The sequence below is a fragment of the Kosakonia sp. genome (assembly GCF_032104925.1).
GTDB lineage: Bacteria > Pseudomonadota > Gammaproteobacteria > Enterobacterales > Enterobacteriaceae > Kosakonia.
In genome coordinates this window covers 112,956-128,594 of the sequence record NZ_DAMCGF010000008.1, presented here as the reverse complement: position 1 = coordinate 128,594, position 15,639 = coordinate 112,956, and the positions used below count along the sequence as shown (strand labels likewise).

The 15,639-nt window shown below is 53.9% G+C and carries 14 protein-coding genes; 9 read left to right on the top strand and 5 right to left on the bottom strand.

Annotated features, from left to right (window positions below):
- Positions 1-6: 6 nt before the first annotated feature.
- From pnuC to RT644_RS16795, 6 genes are all read left to right on the top strand, one after another.
- Positions 7-564 carry a nicotinamide riboside transporter PnuC gene (gene pnuC, locus RT644_RS16820; RefSeq protein WP_313627330.1) on the top strand — a complete coding sequence of 186 codons (558 nt, stop codon included), beginning with the start codon at positions 7-9 and terminating at the stop codon, positions 562-564.
- Positions 537-1,565, top strand: a complete 1,029-nt coding sequence (locus RT644_RS16815; RefSeq protein WP_409521877.1) for an AAA family ATPase — start codon at positions 537-539, stop codon at positions 1,563-1,565. The genes pnuC and RT644_RS16815 overlap by 28 nt, the downstream gene beginning before the upstream one ends.
- Positions 1,566-1,665: 100 nt before the next feature.
- Entirely contained in the window at positions 1,666-2,859 is a 1,194-nt protein-coding gene (tyrB, locus tag RT644_RS16810; protein WP_313627329.1) for an aromatic amino acid transaminase, read from the top strand.
- Between the two features lie 188 nt (positions 2,860-3,047).
- Complete coding sequence (aphA, locus tag RT644_RS16805; RefSeq protein WP_097406557.1) at positions 3,048-3,755, top strand: acid phosphatase AphA; 708 nt, start codon at positions 3,048-3,050, stop codon at positions 3,753-3,755.
- Between the two features lie 69 nt (positions 3,756-3,824).
- Positions 3,825-4,241 (top strand): secondary thiamine-phosphate synthase enzyme YjbQ, encoded by a 417-nt coding sequence (locus tag RT644_RS16800; protein ID WP_020456126.1) that lies wholly within the window; start codon positions 3,825-3,827, stop codon positions 4,239-4,241.
- An 80-nt stretch (positions 4,242-4,321) separates the two neighbouring features.
- Positions 4,322-5,212 (top strand): transcriptional regulator, encoded by an 891-nt coding sequence (locus tag RT644_RS16795; protein WP_313627328.1) that lies wholly within the window; start codon positions 4,322-4,324, stop codon positions 5,210-5,212.
- A 50-nt stretch (positions 5,213-5,262) separates the two neighbouring features.
- Here the strand turns inward: RT644_RS16795 and RT644_RS16790 are convergent, their stop codons facing one another.
- Positions 5,263-5,973, bottom strand: a complete 711-nt coding sequence (locus RT644_RS16790) for a response regulator (RefSeq protein WP_045511752.1) — start codon at positions 5,971-5,973, stop codon at positions 5,263-5,265.
- 280 nt (positions 5,974-6,253) lie between these two features.
- Between RT644_RS16790 and RT644_RS16785 the strand changes: the two genes are divergently transcribed.
- Positions 6,254-6,607 (top strand): MmcQ/YjbR family DNA-binding protein, encoded by a 354-nt coding sequence (locus RT644_RS16785; RefSeq protein ID WP_020456129.1) that lies wholly within the window; start codon positions 6,254-6,256, stop codon positions 6,605-6,607.
- On the opposite strand, the gene uvrA is transcribed toward RT644_RS16785, so the two are convergent.
- Positions 6,608-9,433, bottom strand: a complete 2,826-nt coding sequence (uvrA, locus tag RT644_RS16780) for an excinuclease ABC subunit UvrA (protein ID WP_020456130.1) — start codon at positions 9,431-9,433, stop codon at positions 6,608-6,610.
- A 262-nt stretch (positions 9,434-9,695) separates the two neighbouring features.
- Between uvrA and ssb1 the strand changes: the two genes are divergently transcribed.
- A complete protein-coding gene (gene ssb1, locus RT644_RS16775) occupies positions 9,696-10,220 on the top strand; it encodes a single-stranded DNA-binding protein SSB1 (protein WP_017459456.1) in 525 nt (174 codons plus the stop codon).
- A gap of 329 nt (positions 10,221-10,549) precedes the next feature.
- Here ssb1 and RT644_RS16770 read toward each other — a convergent pair whose 3' ends face one another.
- From RT644_RS16770 to RT644_RS16760, 3 genes are read right to left on the bottom strand one after another with little or no spacing between them, the layout of a single operon-like run.
- Complete coding sequence (locus tag RT644_RS16770; protein WP_020456132.1) at positions 10,550-11,323, bottom strand: amino acid ABC transporter substrate-binding protein; 774 nt, start codon at positions 11,321-11,323, stop codon at positions 10,550-10,552.
- Positions 11,324-11,345: 22 nt separating this feature from the next.
- Positions 11,346-12,116 (bottom strand): amino acid ABC transporter ATP-binding protein, encoded by a 771-nt coding sequence (locus RT644_RS16765; RefSeq protein WP_020456133.1) that lies wholly within the window; start codon positions 12,114-12,116, stop codon positions 11,346-11,348.
- Entirely contained in the window at positions 12,094-12,789 is a 696-nt protein-coding gene (locus RT644_RS16760; protein WP_162836381.1) for an amino acid ABC transporter permease, read from the bottom strand. The genes RT644_RS16765 and RT644_RS16760 overlap by 23 nt, the downstream gene beginning before the upstream one ends.
- A gap of 624 nt (positions 12,790-13,413) precedes the next feature.
- On the opposite strand from RT644_RS16760, the gene RT644_RS16755 reads away from it, so the two are divergent.
- Entirely contained in the window at positions 13,414-15,633 is a 2,220-nt protein-coding gene (locus tag RT644_RS16755) for a type VI secretion system Vgr family protein (RefSeq protein WP_313627327.1), read from the top strand.
- The last annotated feature ends 6 nt before the right edge of the window (positions 15,634-15,639 follow it).

Here is a 15,639-nt window from a genome sequence, read left to right as displayed (position 1 = left end):
TGCGCCTTGTCGCCAATGGAAATCGCCGCCTGCCTGGCTTATGCCCTCTCTGTATGGCTTGCCGCGCGCAACAATATGCACACCTGGTGGACGGGGATTATTGGCTGCGTGCTGTATGGCTGGGTGTTCTACTCCGTACAGCTCTACGCCGATGTCACGCTGCAACTGTTCTTTATCGCCAGCAGTATTGCCGGGTGGATCAACTGGCTGAAAGGCAACCACGGTAGCGAACTGGCGGTGCGTAAAACGCCGCTTAACCATTTGTTGCTGATGTTAGCGGGCGCGCTGGTTGTCGCCGGGTGTTACGCCTGGCTGTTGCACCGCTTTACCAACGCGTGGTCGCCGTGGCTGGACTCCGTCATTATGGTTTTCAGCGTGCTCGCGCAATTTATGCTGATGGGGCGCAGGCTCGAAAGCTGGTATTTCTGGCTGCTGGTTAACACCATTGCCGTGCCGCTGTATGCCGCCCGCGATCTCTGGCTCACCGCCGGGTTATATCTTGTTTTCTGGTGTAACGCCTGGCATGGTCTGTATCAATGGCGCAAAGCGATGGCCGCGCGATGAAACGCTTTGCCAGCGGGTTAATCGTCGGTAAATTTGCGCCGTTACACTGCGGCCACGAACGATTGATTAACGCCGCGCTGGAACAGTGCGAACGCCTGTGGATCGTCAGCTACTCTGTGCCAGAGTTGCCTGGATGCGAGCCGGAAAAGCGTGAACGCTGGCTTCGTGCGCGTTTTCCGCAATGCGACATTCTGGTTCTCACCCCCCAGCGTCTTGCTGATTATGGCTTGAGCGCGCCACCGCATAACGAGGCCGACGGCGATCTGCATCGCCACTATATGGCCGATATCTGTTTGCAGGTGCTGCACTGCCAACCGCAGGCGGTTTTTACCGCCGAAGAGTACGGTGACGGCTTTGCCCGCGTACTCAGCGAACGCTTCGCCAGCCCCGTCGTACATGTCCGTTTGCAGCGTGAGCAAGGAGAGCAGGCACCTTCCGGCACACTGATTCGCAGTGATGTTCACCGCTGGCGGCAGATGTTAGCGCCTGTTGTTTACCGGGATTTCGTTCAGCGCATCTGCCTGCTGGGTGGCGAATCGACCGGCAAAAGCACGCTGAGCATCGCACTGGCGCAGGCACTGGAGACGGCGTATGTGGCGGAATATGGCCGCGAGCGCTGGGACGAAAAGGGCGGTGAACTGGTTTATGACGATATGCTGGCGATTGCACAAACGCAGGTACAGCGTGAAGAAGCCGCCGATGCCCGGCAGTGGCTGGTATGTGACACCTCGCCGCTAACAACGTTGTTTTATACGTTGGCGATGTTTGGTCACGCGCCGGATGCGCTCTATGCACTGGCGCAGCGGCATTATCACCTCGTGGTGCTGTGCGACGACGATTTCCCGTTTGTGCAGGACGGCACCCGCCAGGATGAAACCTTCCGCCAGCGCCAGCAGGCCTGGTACAACGAACAGCTGACGCAACGCGGCATTCCCTTTCTGCGTGTACGTGGTTCGGTAAGCGAGCGTGTGGCGCAAATACTGGCCGCGCTGCGCGGCTAAATCGCTTATTTTTTATCACCGCGGTTGCTGCTCTCGATCTTCCTCCGCTTCCGGTTTATTGTGGTGGTTCTTGCCTACTGTAAACCTGGAGAGTACACGCGTGTTTCAGAAAGTTGACGCCTACGCCGGCGACCCGATTCTGTCGTTAATGGAGCGCTTTAAAGAAGATCCCCGCAGCGACAAGGTCAATCTCAGTATCGGGCTTTACTACAACGAAGATGGCATTATTCCGCGTTTGCAGGCGGTCGCCGAAGCCGAAGCGCGCCTGAATGCGCAGCCGCACGGTGCGTCAGTTTATCTGCCGATGGAAGGGCTCAATAGCTATCGCAACGCGATCGCTCCGCTGCTGTTCGGTGCAGAACACCCGGTACTGGCGCAAAACCGCGTTGCCACCATCCAGACATTAGGCGGCTCCGGTGCGCTGAAAGTCGGCGCAGATTTTCTGAAACGTTACTTTCCAGATTCCGGCGTGTGGGTCAGTGACCCGACCTGGGAAAACCATGTCGCTATTTTTGAAGGCGCTGGCTTCGTAGTGAGTACTTACCCCTGGTACGACAGCACGACTAACGGCGTGCGTTTTGAAGCATTTCTGGAAAAACTGAACACCCTGGACGCCCAGAGCATTGTGCTGCTGCATCCCTGCTGTCATAACCCAACCGGAGCGGATCTGACTCACGCGCAGTGGGACCAGGTGGTTGAGGTGTTGCAAGCGCGCAATCTGATCCCGTTCCTCGACATCGCCTATCAGGGCTTTGGTGCCGGAATGGAAGACGATGCTTATGCCATCCGCGCGGTTGCCCACGCCGGGCTGCCTGCGCTGGTCAGCAACTCATTTTCGAAAATTTTCTCGCTGTATGGCGAGCGCGTTGGCGGGCTTTCCGTGGTGTGTGACGATGCGGACGCCGCCAGCCGCGTGCTGGGGCAGCTCAAAGCCACCGTGCGCCGTAACTACTCCAGCCCGCCGAATTTTGGCGCACAACTGGTCGCAACAGTACTTGGCGACGCCGGTCTGAAAGCCTCCTGGCTGGCGGAAGTGGAAGCCATGCGTACGCGCATTCTGGCGATGCGCCAGGAGCTGGTCACCGTGCTGAAAGAGGCGGTACCGGGCGGTAATTTCGATTATCTGCTTAAACAGCGCGGCATGTTCAGTTATACCGGCCTGAGCGCGGCGCAGGTCGATCGTCTGCGTGAAGAGTTTGGCGTTTATCTCATCGCCAGCGGGCGGATGTGCGTTGCCGGTTTGAATAGCCGCAACGTGCACCGCGTGGCGCAAGCATTTGCCGCAGTAATGTAAGCACCCACTTACTTTTGTCCGTCCCCTGCGTTCTGGCAGGGGATTATTTATGCCTCAATATTCGCTTATTCTCTGAATAATCTGCAAAAAATCCTTTTTTTCATCGGCTTCACAGGGTATGGTCTGGTAACATTTTGACCATTCGCACCATTTATAAAATATAACGAACTGATAATTTAGGGATAAATATGCGAAAGTTCATACGCGCGCTCGGCGCGGTCTGCCTGTGGATGACGTTTGGCAGCGCGGTTTACGCTTCGGCGCCCACGCCGGTATCTGAAGGCACCAATGTTGCCAGACTCGCCGAACAGGCGCCCGTTCACTGGGTTTCCGTGGCGCAAATCGAAAATTCTCTGATCGAACGCCCGCCAATGGCGGTCGGGTTTGATATTGACGACACGGTGCTGTTTTCCAGCCCCGGTTTCTGGCGCGGTAAAAAAACCTGGTCGCCGGATAGCGATGCCTATCTGCAAAACCCGGCGTTTTGGGAAAAGATGAACAACGGCTGGGACGACTTCAGTATTCCGAAAGAAGTGGCCCGCCATCTGATTGCGATGCATGTAAAGCGCGGTGACACCATCTTTTTCATCACCGGACGTAGCCCGACAAAAACAGAAACGGTTAGTAAAACGTTACAGGACGATTTTCTTATTCCTGCGGCCAATATGAACCCGGTGATTTTCGCCGGTGATAAGCCTGGCCAGAACAGCAAAACCCAGTGGCTGAAGGCCAATAAAATCCGCATTTTCTATGGCGATTCAGACAGCGATATCACCGCCGCGCGCGAAAGCGAAGCCCGGCCAATTCGCGTGCTACGCGCTTCAAACTCGACCTATCGCCCTTTACCGCAGGCGGGTGCGTTGGGTGAGGAAGTGATTGTGAACTCCGAATATTAGCCCCGGCTTTCCTGTTTCGCAGCCTGCTGCCACACTGACAAGAGTTCATTTTGCTGACAGGAGATGTGCATGTGGTATCAACAAACCCTTACGCTTGGCGCGAAGTCGCGCGGATTTCATCTGGTGACGGACGAGGTGCTTGGGCAACTTCGCGATATCTCCCGCATTAACGTTGGTTTGCTGCACTTGTTGCTGCAACATACCTCCGCTTCGCTCACCCTGAACGAAAATTGCGATCCCACCGTGCGCCACGATATGGAGCAGCATTTTCTGCAAGCCGTGCCGGACAACGCGCCGTATGAGCATGATTACGAAGGGCCGGATGATATGCCGTCGCATATCAAATCCTCCACGCTTGGCGTTTCGCTGCTGTTACCCGTGCAAAAAGGGCGCGTAGTGCTGGGTACGTGGCAGGGAATTTGGCTTGGCGAGCACCGTATTCACGGTGGCTCGCGAAAAATCATCGCCACGCTGCAGGGAGAGTAGTCGCTCCATCAAACCTCCATATACCCCGGTTATAAGCCTGCATAAAGACGTGTGGGTGCGTCTGATAACACGGGGTAGTTATGGTTTTACGGAATGTTTTCGCGTGGCTGTACGGTTGGGAACCGTGCGATTTCGCCACCTACAAAATGGTCTGGCAACAATTTGGCGGTTCTGTCTGTACACATCCGGATGTGCTGCAATTTTTAAGTGTTGAAACGGGAGCGAAGCTGGCTTTTTACGCTATTCGTCGCCAGCAGGTTTATGTTGGCGCGTGTTACGCGGTGAATGGGGCGTTATCGCTACAGGATCGGCGTTATCCCTTTGTTTTCGATGACATCATACTGCCGCTGGAAACGAAAAAAGTGGGGTATTTACCTGCCGTTACCAAGCGGTTATCTCCACATCATCAATCCGATTTTCTCAATGTTTTATTCAGCGGTTATTTAAAAAACAAGATCTGCTACGTCAAAGAGAGCCTGTCGAAAGCGTCACAGAAAAAACGCAACGGCGAAATGAAAAAGTTTCTTGCCTGTGGCGGTGAAGTTCGGTGGGTTGATGACTTTTCAGATAGTGAACTGGCCGACATATATATCGACGTGTTCAGGCAGCGCTGGCAGAGTAAAATTTACTGTTTTGCGCGTGATGACTTAATCAGAACATTCGCCGCATTGCGACATTTACTCTTTGGCGCGGTGTTGTTTATGCATGGTCACCCCTGCGCGTTTGATATCATTTTTATGGCCGAGTGCGATGGCTATTTTTATTTCGATGATATTAATGGTGGGTATTCTCAGAACTATCCTGAATTTAATCTGGGCAGTATTTTGTTGTGGGTGAATATCTGCAAAGCAAAAGAATTATGTCTCGCGAAAGATAAAAAATTTAAATTTTCTCTCGGGGTCTATAAAGATTACTGGAGCTATAAAAAACAGTGGTGCGACATTCTGCCGTTGGGCAGGACGCTGTTTTAATGAACGCTCCCGGCGGGGCTTATCCGCCGCCGGGAGCCTGTTAGGCTACATCAATCTCCTAACCGATAGCCGAAGCCGCGTACGCACTCCGGCACATTGACGATGCCCGCCTGCTGGATCTTCTTTCTTAATTTGCTGACATGGCTATCTACGGTACGATCGCAGGCGTTTCCCTCTGGCATGCAGGAATTCATAATCTCTTCACGCGTAAAGATGCGCTGCGGGTAGCGAATTAAATGCATCAATATCTTAAACTCTGTAGAGGTTAAGTCTGTAGATAAATCCATTTTCTTCGGGCCAACGTATACCTGATGCGTTATTTTATTTATTTCAATGTTTCTGGTTTTATACAGTTTCAGATTTTCTCGCGCATGATATTGTTGGCTTCTTTTTAAAATAACATGCACCCTGGCGACTAATTCCTCGGGGTTGAACGGTTTTACTACATAATCATCAGCGCCCGTTTTTAATGCCAGAACTTTATCCGTATCGGCGCCTGATGCGGTCAGCATCATAATCGGGATATCGGTTTTCTGGCGCAGCTCCATCAATACTTGCCAGCCATCCTTTTTCGGTATCTTGATATCCAGAATAATAAAATCAGGCTGGTATTTTTCGGCCATCATGACCGCTTTTTCACCATCAGGGGCATGAATCACCGCGAACTTGTCGCGTTCAAGGTAAGCAATAATAACACCAGCAATATCACTATCATCTTCAGCGACAAGGACGGTTTTCTTCTCGCCATGTAATATGCTCATCAGGCATCTCCGGGAGTTTTCTCTTTAATCCGTAATCAATTGCACATCAGTGTGCTGCTTTTATCTATTTGAAAAAAATGAAAAAATAACTGTTACTTTCTGGTTGTAACTATTTGTCACTCTAAAACACAAAAGGTTCCAGCGTTCTCAATTCTGTTTAGGTTGTGTTAATCGTCAGGTTTTGTAACGACCCACGATTTTTTTATCCATACACTACGCTTTAATGATGTATTTATGCCGATCGCGATACCCCACCACGACATGACAAGGAGAAGCAAAAGTGACAATTTCCGAGTTACTGCAATATTGCATGGCGAAGCCTGGCGCTGAACAGAGCGTGCACAGCGACTGGAAAGCAACACAAATCAAAGTTGCGGATGTGCTGTTTGTGATGGTGAAAGAGGTGGAAGGCCGGCCGGCAGCGTCGTTGAAAACGAGCCCAGAACTGGCGGATTTGCTGCGCCAGCAGCATGAAGATGTGCGCCCCAGCCGCCATTTAAATAAAGCGCACTGGAGCACCGTTTACCTGGATGGTTCGTTACCGGATTCGCAGATTTACTACCTGGTGGATGCGTCGTATCAGCAGGCGATTGAGTTGGTGCCGGAACAGGTCCGGCAGCAACTCTCCGTGTAATTACTTCAGCATCGGTTTGAGGAAGCGCGCCGTATGAGAGGCTTCGCATTCGGCGACCGTTTCCGGCGTGCCGGAGACCAGGATCTCGCCGCCGCCGCTGCCGCCTTCCGGGCCGAGATCGACAATCCAGTCCGCCGTTTTAATCACGTCCAGGTTGTGCTCAATCACCACAATGGTGTTGCCCTGATCCCGTAACTGATGCAGCACGTCCAGCAACTGCTGGATATCAGCAAAGTGCAGGCCAGTGGTTGGTTCGTCGAGGATATAGAGCGTCTGGCCGGTGCCGCGTTTCGACAGCTCGCGCGCCAGCTTCACGCGCTGGGCTTCACCGCCGGAAAGCGTCGTCGCCGACTGTCCAAGACGAATATAGGTCAGGCCAACATCCATCAGCGTTTGCAGCTTACGCGCCAGCGCCGGAACAGCATCGAAGAACTCGCGTGCTTCTTCGATAGTCATATCCAGCACTTCATGGATGGTCTTGCCTTTGTATTTGATCTCCAGCGTTTCACGGTTATAGCGCTTGCCTTTGCACTGGTCGCACGGCACGTAAATATCCGGCAGAAAGTGCATTTCAACCTTAATGACGCCATCACCCTGGCACGCTTCGCAGCGACCGCCGCGCACGTTAAAGCTGAAGCGCCCCGGCGTGTAACCGCGCGAGCGGGACTCCGGCACACCGGCAAACAGCTCGCGCACTGGCGTAAAGACGCCAGTATAGGTGGCCGGGTTGGAGCGCGGCGTACGCCCAATCGGGCTCTGGTCGATATCAATGACTTTGTCGAAATGCTCCAGCCCCTGCACATCGCGATACGGCGCAGGTTCGGCGATGGTCGCGCCGTTCAACTGACGCTGGGCGATTGGGAACAGCGTATCGTTGATCAGCGTCGATTTACCGGAGCCGGAAACGCCGGTGATACAGGTGAACAGGCCCACCGGCAGCGTCAGCGTTACATCTTTCAGGTTGTTACCGCGCGCGCCAGTCAGCTTCAGCACTTTTTCTGGATCGGCTTTCACGCGCTGTTTCGGCAGCTCAATTTTACGTTTGCCGCTCATGTACTGCCCGGTCAGGGATTCCGGCACCGCCATGATGGCATCCAGCGTCCCTTCCGCCACAACCTGGCCGCCGTGTACGCCCGCGCCAGGGCCGATGTCGATCACATGGTCGGCGGCGCGAATGGCGTCTTCGTCGTGTTCGACAACAATCACCGTGTTACCGAGGTTACGCAGATGGATAAGCGTGCCAAGCAGACGTTCGTTATCGCGCTGATGCAGGCCAATTGACGGTTCATCCAGCACGTACATGACACCTACCAGACCCGCGCCAATCTGGCTTGCCAGACGAATGCGCTGCGCTTCGCCGCCAGAGAGCGTCTCCGCCGAGCGGGAAAGCGTCAGGTAGTTCAGGCCGACGTTTACCAGGAACTTCAGGCGATCGCCAATCTCTTTCAGCACTTTCTCGGCGATTTTTGCCCGCTGGCCGGAAAGTTTCAGATTGTTGAAGAAGTCCATCGCATGGCCGATGCTCATATCGGAAATGGTCGGCAGCGGGGTGTTTTCAACAAACACATGGCGTGCTTCGCGACGCAGGCGCGTCCCTTCACAGGAGGCGCACGGTCGGTTGCTGATAAACTTCGCCAGCTCCTCACGTACCGCGCTGGATTCCGTCTCTTTGTAACGGCGCTCCATATTATGCAGCACGCCTTCAAACGGGTGACGACGCACAGAGGTGTCGCCACGATCGTTCATGTATTTGAACTCAATCGACTCTTTACCGGAACCAAACAGCACCACTTTCTGCACGTTGGCGCTCAGGCTTTCCCATGGCGCTTCCACGTCGAATTTGTAGTGTTCCGCCAGCGATTTCAGCATCTGGAAATAGTAGAAGTTGCGGCGATCCCAGCCGCGGATCGCGCCGCCGGCCAGCGACAGCTCCGGGTTCTGGATCACGCGATCGGGATCGAAATATTGCTGCACGCCCAGACCGTCGCAGGTCGGACACGCGCCAGCCGGGTTGTTGAACGAGAACAGGCGAGGTTCCAGCTCGCGCATGCTGTAGCCACAAATCGGGCAGGCGAAGTTGGCAGAGAACAGCAGCTCTTCGGCAGTCGGCTCATCCATATCGGCAACCACTGCCGTACCGCCGGAAAGTTCCAGTGCGGTTTCAAACGATTCGGCCAGGCGCTGGGCAAGATCAGCGCGCACTTTAAAGCGGTCGATCACCACTTCAATGGTGTGTTTCTTTTGTAGCTCGAGTTTCGGCGGATCGGAGAGATCGCACACTTCGCCGTCGATCCTTGCGCGGATATAACCCTGGCTTGCGAGGTTCTCCAGCGTCTTACTGTGTTCACCTTTACGCTCTTTGATAACCGGCGCCAGCAGCATCAGGCGCTTGCCTTCCGGTTGCGACAACACGTTATCCACCATCTGGCTCACGGTTTGCGCCGCCAGCGGAACGTCGTGGTCCGGGCAACGCGGCTCGCCGACGCGGGCGAACAGCAGACGCAGGTAATCGTGAATCTCCGTGATCGTGCCGACGGTGGAACGCGGGTTGTGGGATGTCGATTTTTGTTCAATAGAAATGGCGGGCGATAAACCTTCAATGTGGTCAACGTCCGGTTTTTCCATCAGCGACAGAAACTGACGCGCATACGCGGAGAGTGATTCAACGTAACGACGCTGCCCTTCGGCATAGAGTGTGTCGAAAGCCAGGGAGGACTTACCAGAACCCGACAGCCCGGTGACGACAATCAGTTTGTCGCGAGGGATGACGAGGTTGATGTTTTTGAGATTATGGGTGCGGGCGCCCCGTACTTCTATCTTATCCAATCCATTCACCTTTTACCCGGAGGAACACTTTTTTGCCTGGTGTGTTTGAAGGACAACCAGCGGTCAGAAACGGCTAATTATGACACAATTTAACCTGAATGAATATACAGTATTCGCATGCATCTTCGCTTCGGGTATGTCAAACTATGGCGCGCGGCGATAATCTGGAATCCTCCTCGCAGCTATCTAAGTGTGGCTTTGTAATGCTACAATCGCGCGTTTACACTACTAAGAATCAAGCAACGTTTTCAGGAGACACAATATGGCCAGCAGAGGCGTAAACAAGGTGATTCTCGTCGGTAATCTGGGCCAGGACCCGGAAGTACGCTATATGCCGAGTGGTGGCGCAGTTGCCAACATTACGCTGGCTACTTCCGAATCCTGGCGTGACAAGCAGACCGGCGAAACCAAAGAGCAGACCGAATGGCACCGCGTTGTGCTGTTTGGCAAGCTGGCGGAAGTGGCCGGCGAGTACCTGCGTAAAGGCTCTCAGGTTTATATTGAAGGCCAGCTGCGCACCCGTAAATGGACCGATCAATCCGGTCAGGAAAAATACACCACTGAAGTAGTGGTTAACGTTGGCGGCACCATGCAAATGCTGGGCGGCCGTCAGGGTGGCGGCGCACCGGCAGGTGGCGGCCAGCAGCAGGGCGGCTGGGGTCAGCCTCAGCAGCCACAGGGTGGCAACCAGTTCAGCGGCGGCGCGCAGTCTCGCCCGCAGCAGCAGTCTGCACCGGCACCGTCTAACGAACCGCCGATGGATTTCGACGACGACATTCCGTTCTGATTTGCGTTACGCCGCAAATTTAAAAACCCCGCCTGGCGGGGTTTTTTTGTTTACAGAAAACCCCCAGCCAGGCTCGGGGTTCCGCAAAGTTTTCAGCTTTAAGCCAGTTATTATGCGCCGCGCCCGCTGAACTGATGCAGCAGTAGCATCGCAACAGTGGGCGCAACGCCGCCTGCGGCAAGCAGCACAAACGCAGCGCCCCAGCTTTGCATAGTGTCGAACTTGCATATTGTGGAAGACGTGCGCAAATAAAACGGGTGTCCGTGCGCAAGGCACCAGCGGCATAAAAAACCCCGCGTTGCGGGGTCTTACCATTCAGCGGCTACGCATCACTTCGACACATCCGCGCCGAAGTATTTCTGCGAAATGCGTTGATAAGTGCCGTCGGCTTTGATCTCTTCCAGTGCCTTATCAATCGCGGCTTTCAGTTGCGGGTTGCCCTTGCGGAATAACACGCCGGATTTCTCCGCGTCAGATTGCGTGGCGACAATTTTCACCGGCGCGTCGGGTTTATGTTTTTTGAAATCCAGGAATGACAGGTTGTCGTTGATGGTCGCATCGGCGCGCCCCTGCACCACCAAATCGACAGACTGGTTAAAGCCGTCGGTGGCGACGATCTCCGCACCATATTTGCGCGCGATCTGCGCATAGTTGCTGGTCAGCGTATGAGCGGATTTTTTACCTTTTAAATCCTCGAAACGGGTGATTGCCGTATTTTTGCTGTTGACGATCAGCACCGCTTTGGAGGCGATATACGGCTCGGAGAAGTCATATTTTTTCTGGCGTTCCGGCGTAATGCCCACCTGATTGATCACCGCGTCGTAGCGGTTAGCATCAATACCGGCGATCAGGCCATCCCATTTGCCTTCAACAAACTGGGCGTTCACTTTCAGGCGCTTGGCGATTTCCTGGCCGATTTCGACATCAAACCCTTCCAGCTTGCCGGCGGCGTTATGGAAAGTGAAGGGCGGATAAGTCCCTTCGGTGCCAATTTTTAACACCCCGGCGGACTGAATTTTTGCCAGATCATCCTGCGCCAGCGCCGCGTGAGCAAAGCCCAGCTGCATAACGCCTGCTATCACCAGTGTTGCGAATGCCTTCATCTGCGTTACCCCGTAAATATTGTTATTGATGCGCTTCGATAGTCGAAAACGCTGTGCTTAAAGAGGCGATGAATTCCGTGGTTCGTGGTTTCTTCGCCTGTGAAAAAAGGGTGCTGGCGCTGCCCGATTCGACAATTTCCCCGGCTTCGAGAAATACCACCTGGCTTGCGATATGGGCTGCTAAGCGCAGATCGTGGGTGGCCATAATCATCGTCGTGCCCTCGTGTGCCAGCTGGCGCAGGACGGCGACCACTTCGCCGGAAAGCTCCGGGTCGAGCGCCGAGGTTGGCTCATCGCACAGTAACACCGCAGGCGAAGGTGCCAGCGCGCGGGCAATCGCCACGCGTTGTTGCTGGCCGCCGGAAAGTGTATTCGGCAGTGCGTTACGTTTATGCAGCATGCCAACCTTCTCCAGTAGCGCCTCGCCGCGTTTGCGGGCTCGCTCGCGGTCCCATTTATGCACCGTAATCAGTCCCTCGGTAATGTTGTCGAGAGCGGTCATATGCGGAAACAGCGCAAAGTTTTGAAAAACCATTCCGGTCTGACGGCTCATCCGGCGAATATCCTGGCCTTTAATACGGGCACCTGGCGTAAATACCATTTCTTCTTTGCCGATGGTTAATTCCCCGGACTGGGGGATTTCCAGCAAATTAATACAACGTAATAATGTACTTTTCCCGCTACCGGAGGGGCCAATTAAGGCGGTGACGGTGCCTTCTGCTACCGTTAAATGAATATTTTGCAGCACCCGGTGACCGGCAAAACTTTTTTCAATGTTGCAGAGCGTTATCATTTGCTCGCTCCTTAACGGTTGTCCCGGCTAATTTCCGCTCCAGCTTCTCTTGTAAATGCGATAAGACAGAGCTGAATAAGAGATAAATCACCGCGGCCTCGCTATATAAAATTAACGGCTCGTAAGTCACCGCGGCTATTTGCTGCGCAGCGAGAAACATCTCCGGCACGGTGATCACCGAGGCCAGCGAGGTGTCTTTCACCAGCGAGATAAAGGTATTGGATAACGGCGGCACAGCGATGCGCGCGGCCTGCGGCAGAATAATGCGCCGTAGCGCCTGCGCCCAGGTCATGCTGATGGCATGCGCGGCTTCCCACTGACTTTTAGGCACGGCGAGCAGCGTGGCGCGGATCACTTCCGAGGTATAAGCACCAATATTTACCGTAAAACCAATCACCGCCGCCGGAAAGGCATCGATAGTCATTCCCGCGCTGGGCAACGCGTAAAAAATTAAAAATAATTGTACTAATAACGGGGTGCCGCGAATTAACCAGACGTAAAATATGACTATCGGTTTTAAACATGCCGGGCCATATAAACGCAATAACGCCACAATAAAACCGAGTGTCAGACCAAGAATAAATGCGCTTAACGTTAAGGGAATGGTAAATTTCAGCCCGGCGGAAAGCATTGGCCAGAACGAATCGATCGCTAAGGGTAACCATGTTGGCACTACACACCTTCCGCACATCATTTATTGCCAGAAAAAGCTGGCAGAATGCTATGTAAATATTCCAGTTGATTATTCTGGTACCGTATTAAAATGAATTATATTCATTGTGTCTGTGGCGAAAACCAATATATCCGGATAAGAATATGCGCAAATGTGCTAAAGCCCTCTGGTCGGCAGACAGTGGATAGCGCGAGGGTCGCGTGTCGTTGCGAAAGCGTCAACCGACAACGGTGGATGCCATAGCGCGCGGCGACGTTAAAAAATGCAGGTAAGCTGACGTCTGTTTTTAATTTAAAACAGGCTAATTTCGCTTAGGGAAATATTGGGTGAAATAAAAGAATATATGATGCGTTATTATTTATTGTTAGCTGAATCGAATAACCTGAAATCCACTGTTTTATCATGGTAATTTGCACTGAATTGATTTTAAATAAGTTATTATTTTAATTATAAAATAAGACGATTCTGAGGTGTATTTAGCTGTCGTTTTTATGAACTGTGGATAATATTATTCGTAATCGTTGGTCGTTAGTAAATAATACGCGCGCGTATAAGTTTCTTTTGAATGATTTCCCGCAAATCGTTTTCTCCCGAAATATCCGCCGCTGCTACCAAGGAATACGTATGGTTAACCGGATAACCGTCCTGTCATCCGTTGGCAGTGATTCACTCCTGTTCTGGAAATTGAAAGGGGAAGAGCATCTTTCTGCTCCTTTTCGCTTTCAGGTCGACCTGCTGAGCAAAGACTTCACCCTTGATCGGCAAAAACTGCTCGGGCAGGAGATGACGGTGGTGATCCCGTGCCAGATTCCGGGTAGCGAACGCTATCTTTCCGGGAAAGTGACCGCCGTTTCGGTGCGTACCGAAGAACTGGACGGCACGCAGTACGCGGCGTACCAGACGACGCTGGAACCCGATTTCTGGCCGATGATGCGCGATCGCAACTTCCGTATTTACCAGCAGCAACGCGTGCCGGATATCGCCAAAACGCTGTTTTCCGAATACAACGTCAGGGTTGAAGACAAACTGACGCGCAGCTATCGCCAGTGGGATTACAGCGTGCAGTATGGTGAAAGCAGCTTCCACTTTATCAGCCGTTTGCTGGAGCTTGAAGGCATCAGCTACCTGTTTCGCCACAGCAAAGAGGGGCACACGCTGGTGCTGATGGACGACTACTCGCAGGCGGAGGCGTTTCCCGGTTACGACACTATTCCCTGGCATGCGCAAACCGGCGGCGGCGCGGTCAACGAAGAGGGCATCAGCCAGTTGGTGGCGAACAACGTGGTGACGCCGGGTCTGTACAGCACCGATGATTACGATTTCCGAAAGCCGCATGCCTGGATGCTGCAAACCCTGCAAAACCCCGTTTCGCCAAGCCCAGGGAAAATTGATGTGTATGACTGGCCAGGACGCTTTGTTGAGCATGGCGACGGTGAAGCGTACGCGCGTATTCGTCAGCAGGCCTGGCAGGCGGAGCAGCAGCAAATGCAAGGCTCCGGTACCGCGACCGGCATCGCGCCCGGCCATCTTTTTCGCCTTACCAATGCACCCAATTTCGCCGATAACGCGCAGTGGCTGGTGATTGGCGCCCGGTATGCGTTTGAAGAGAATCAGTACGCCTCCGGCGGGCAATTCAGTTCACAGCACAACATCGCCTTTACCGTTATTCCGGCGACAACGCCTTATCGCCCGGCATCGGTCACCGACTGGCCGCGCACCTATGGCCCGCAAACGGCGCGCGTGGTCGGGCCGCAGGGCGAGTCGATCTGGACGGACAAATATGGCCGCGTGAAGGTGAAGTTCCACTGGGATCGGCAAAGCCAGGGCGATGAAAACAGCTCTTGCTGGGTGCGCGTCTCCAGCGCGTGGGCCGGGCAGGGCTACGGCGGTGTGCAGATCCCGCGTGTGGGCGACGAAGTGGTGGTCGATTTTATTAACGGTGAGCCGGACAGACCGATAATCATTGGTCGCGTCTATAACGAAGCCAGCATGCCGCCGTGGGCGCTGCCGGCGGCGGCGACGCAGATGGGCTTTATGAGCCGTTCGAAAGACGGTTCGCCGGATAACGCCAACGCCCTGCGCTTTGAAGACAAACCCGGCGAGGAGCAACTCTGGCTGCATGCCGAGCGCAACATGGATACCGAAGTCGAAAACGACGAAACCCATGATGTTGGCAGCAACCGCACCAAAACCGTTGGCAAAGACGAAACCAGCCATATCAAACAGAACCGTACCCGCACAGTGGACGGCAATGAAACCGTCACTATCGGCCAGGATCGCAGCAAAACCATCAACGGTAACGAAACCACCACCGTGCAGCAGAACCGCACCGAAAGCGTGAAAGGCAATGAAACCCTCAGTGTCGAGCAAAACCGCGATGAGACCATTACCGGCAATCACACCACCACGGTGAAGAGCAACAACACCGGCACCGTGCAAGGCAACCAGACGCTGACCGTGGTGCAGGACAGAACCCGCACCGTGCAGGGCAACGAAAAGGTGAGCGTGCAGCAAAACCGCACCGTACAGGTCACTGGCGACCAGACGCTGGAAGTGACCGGTAACCGCAACGTCACCGTCAGCAGCAACGAAGTGCGCACGGTGGTGCGAAAGCAAGAGGTAAATATTGGTGCCGGACGCACGCTGAGCATTACCGGCGGCGACACCCGTTTTACCCAGGGTAGCGTGGCGGACAGCGCAACGGATACCTTCCAGATCAACGTCGGCGAAAGCGGCATTCTGATTGGCAACGGCAGCGTTGAGATCACCGCGGGCGGCTCGACCATCACCATTAACGCGGCGGGCGTGATGGTCAATGGCAAGAAAATCGAGCTTAACGCCTGATAAGGA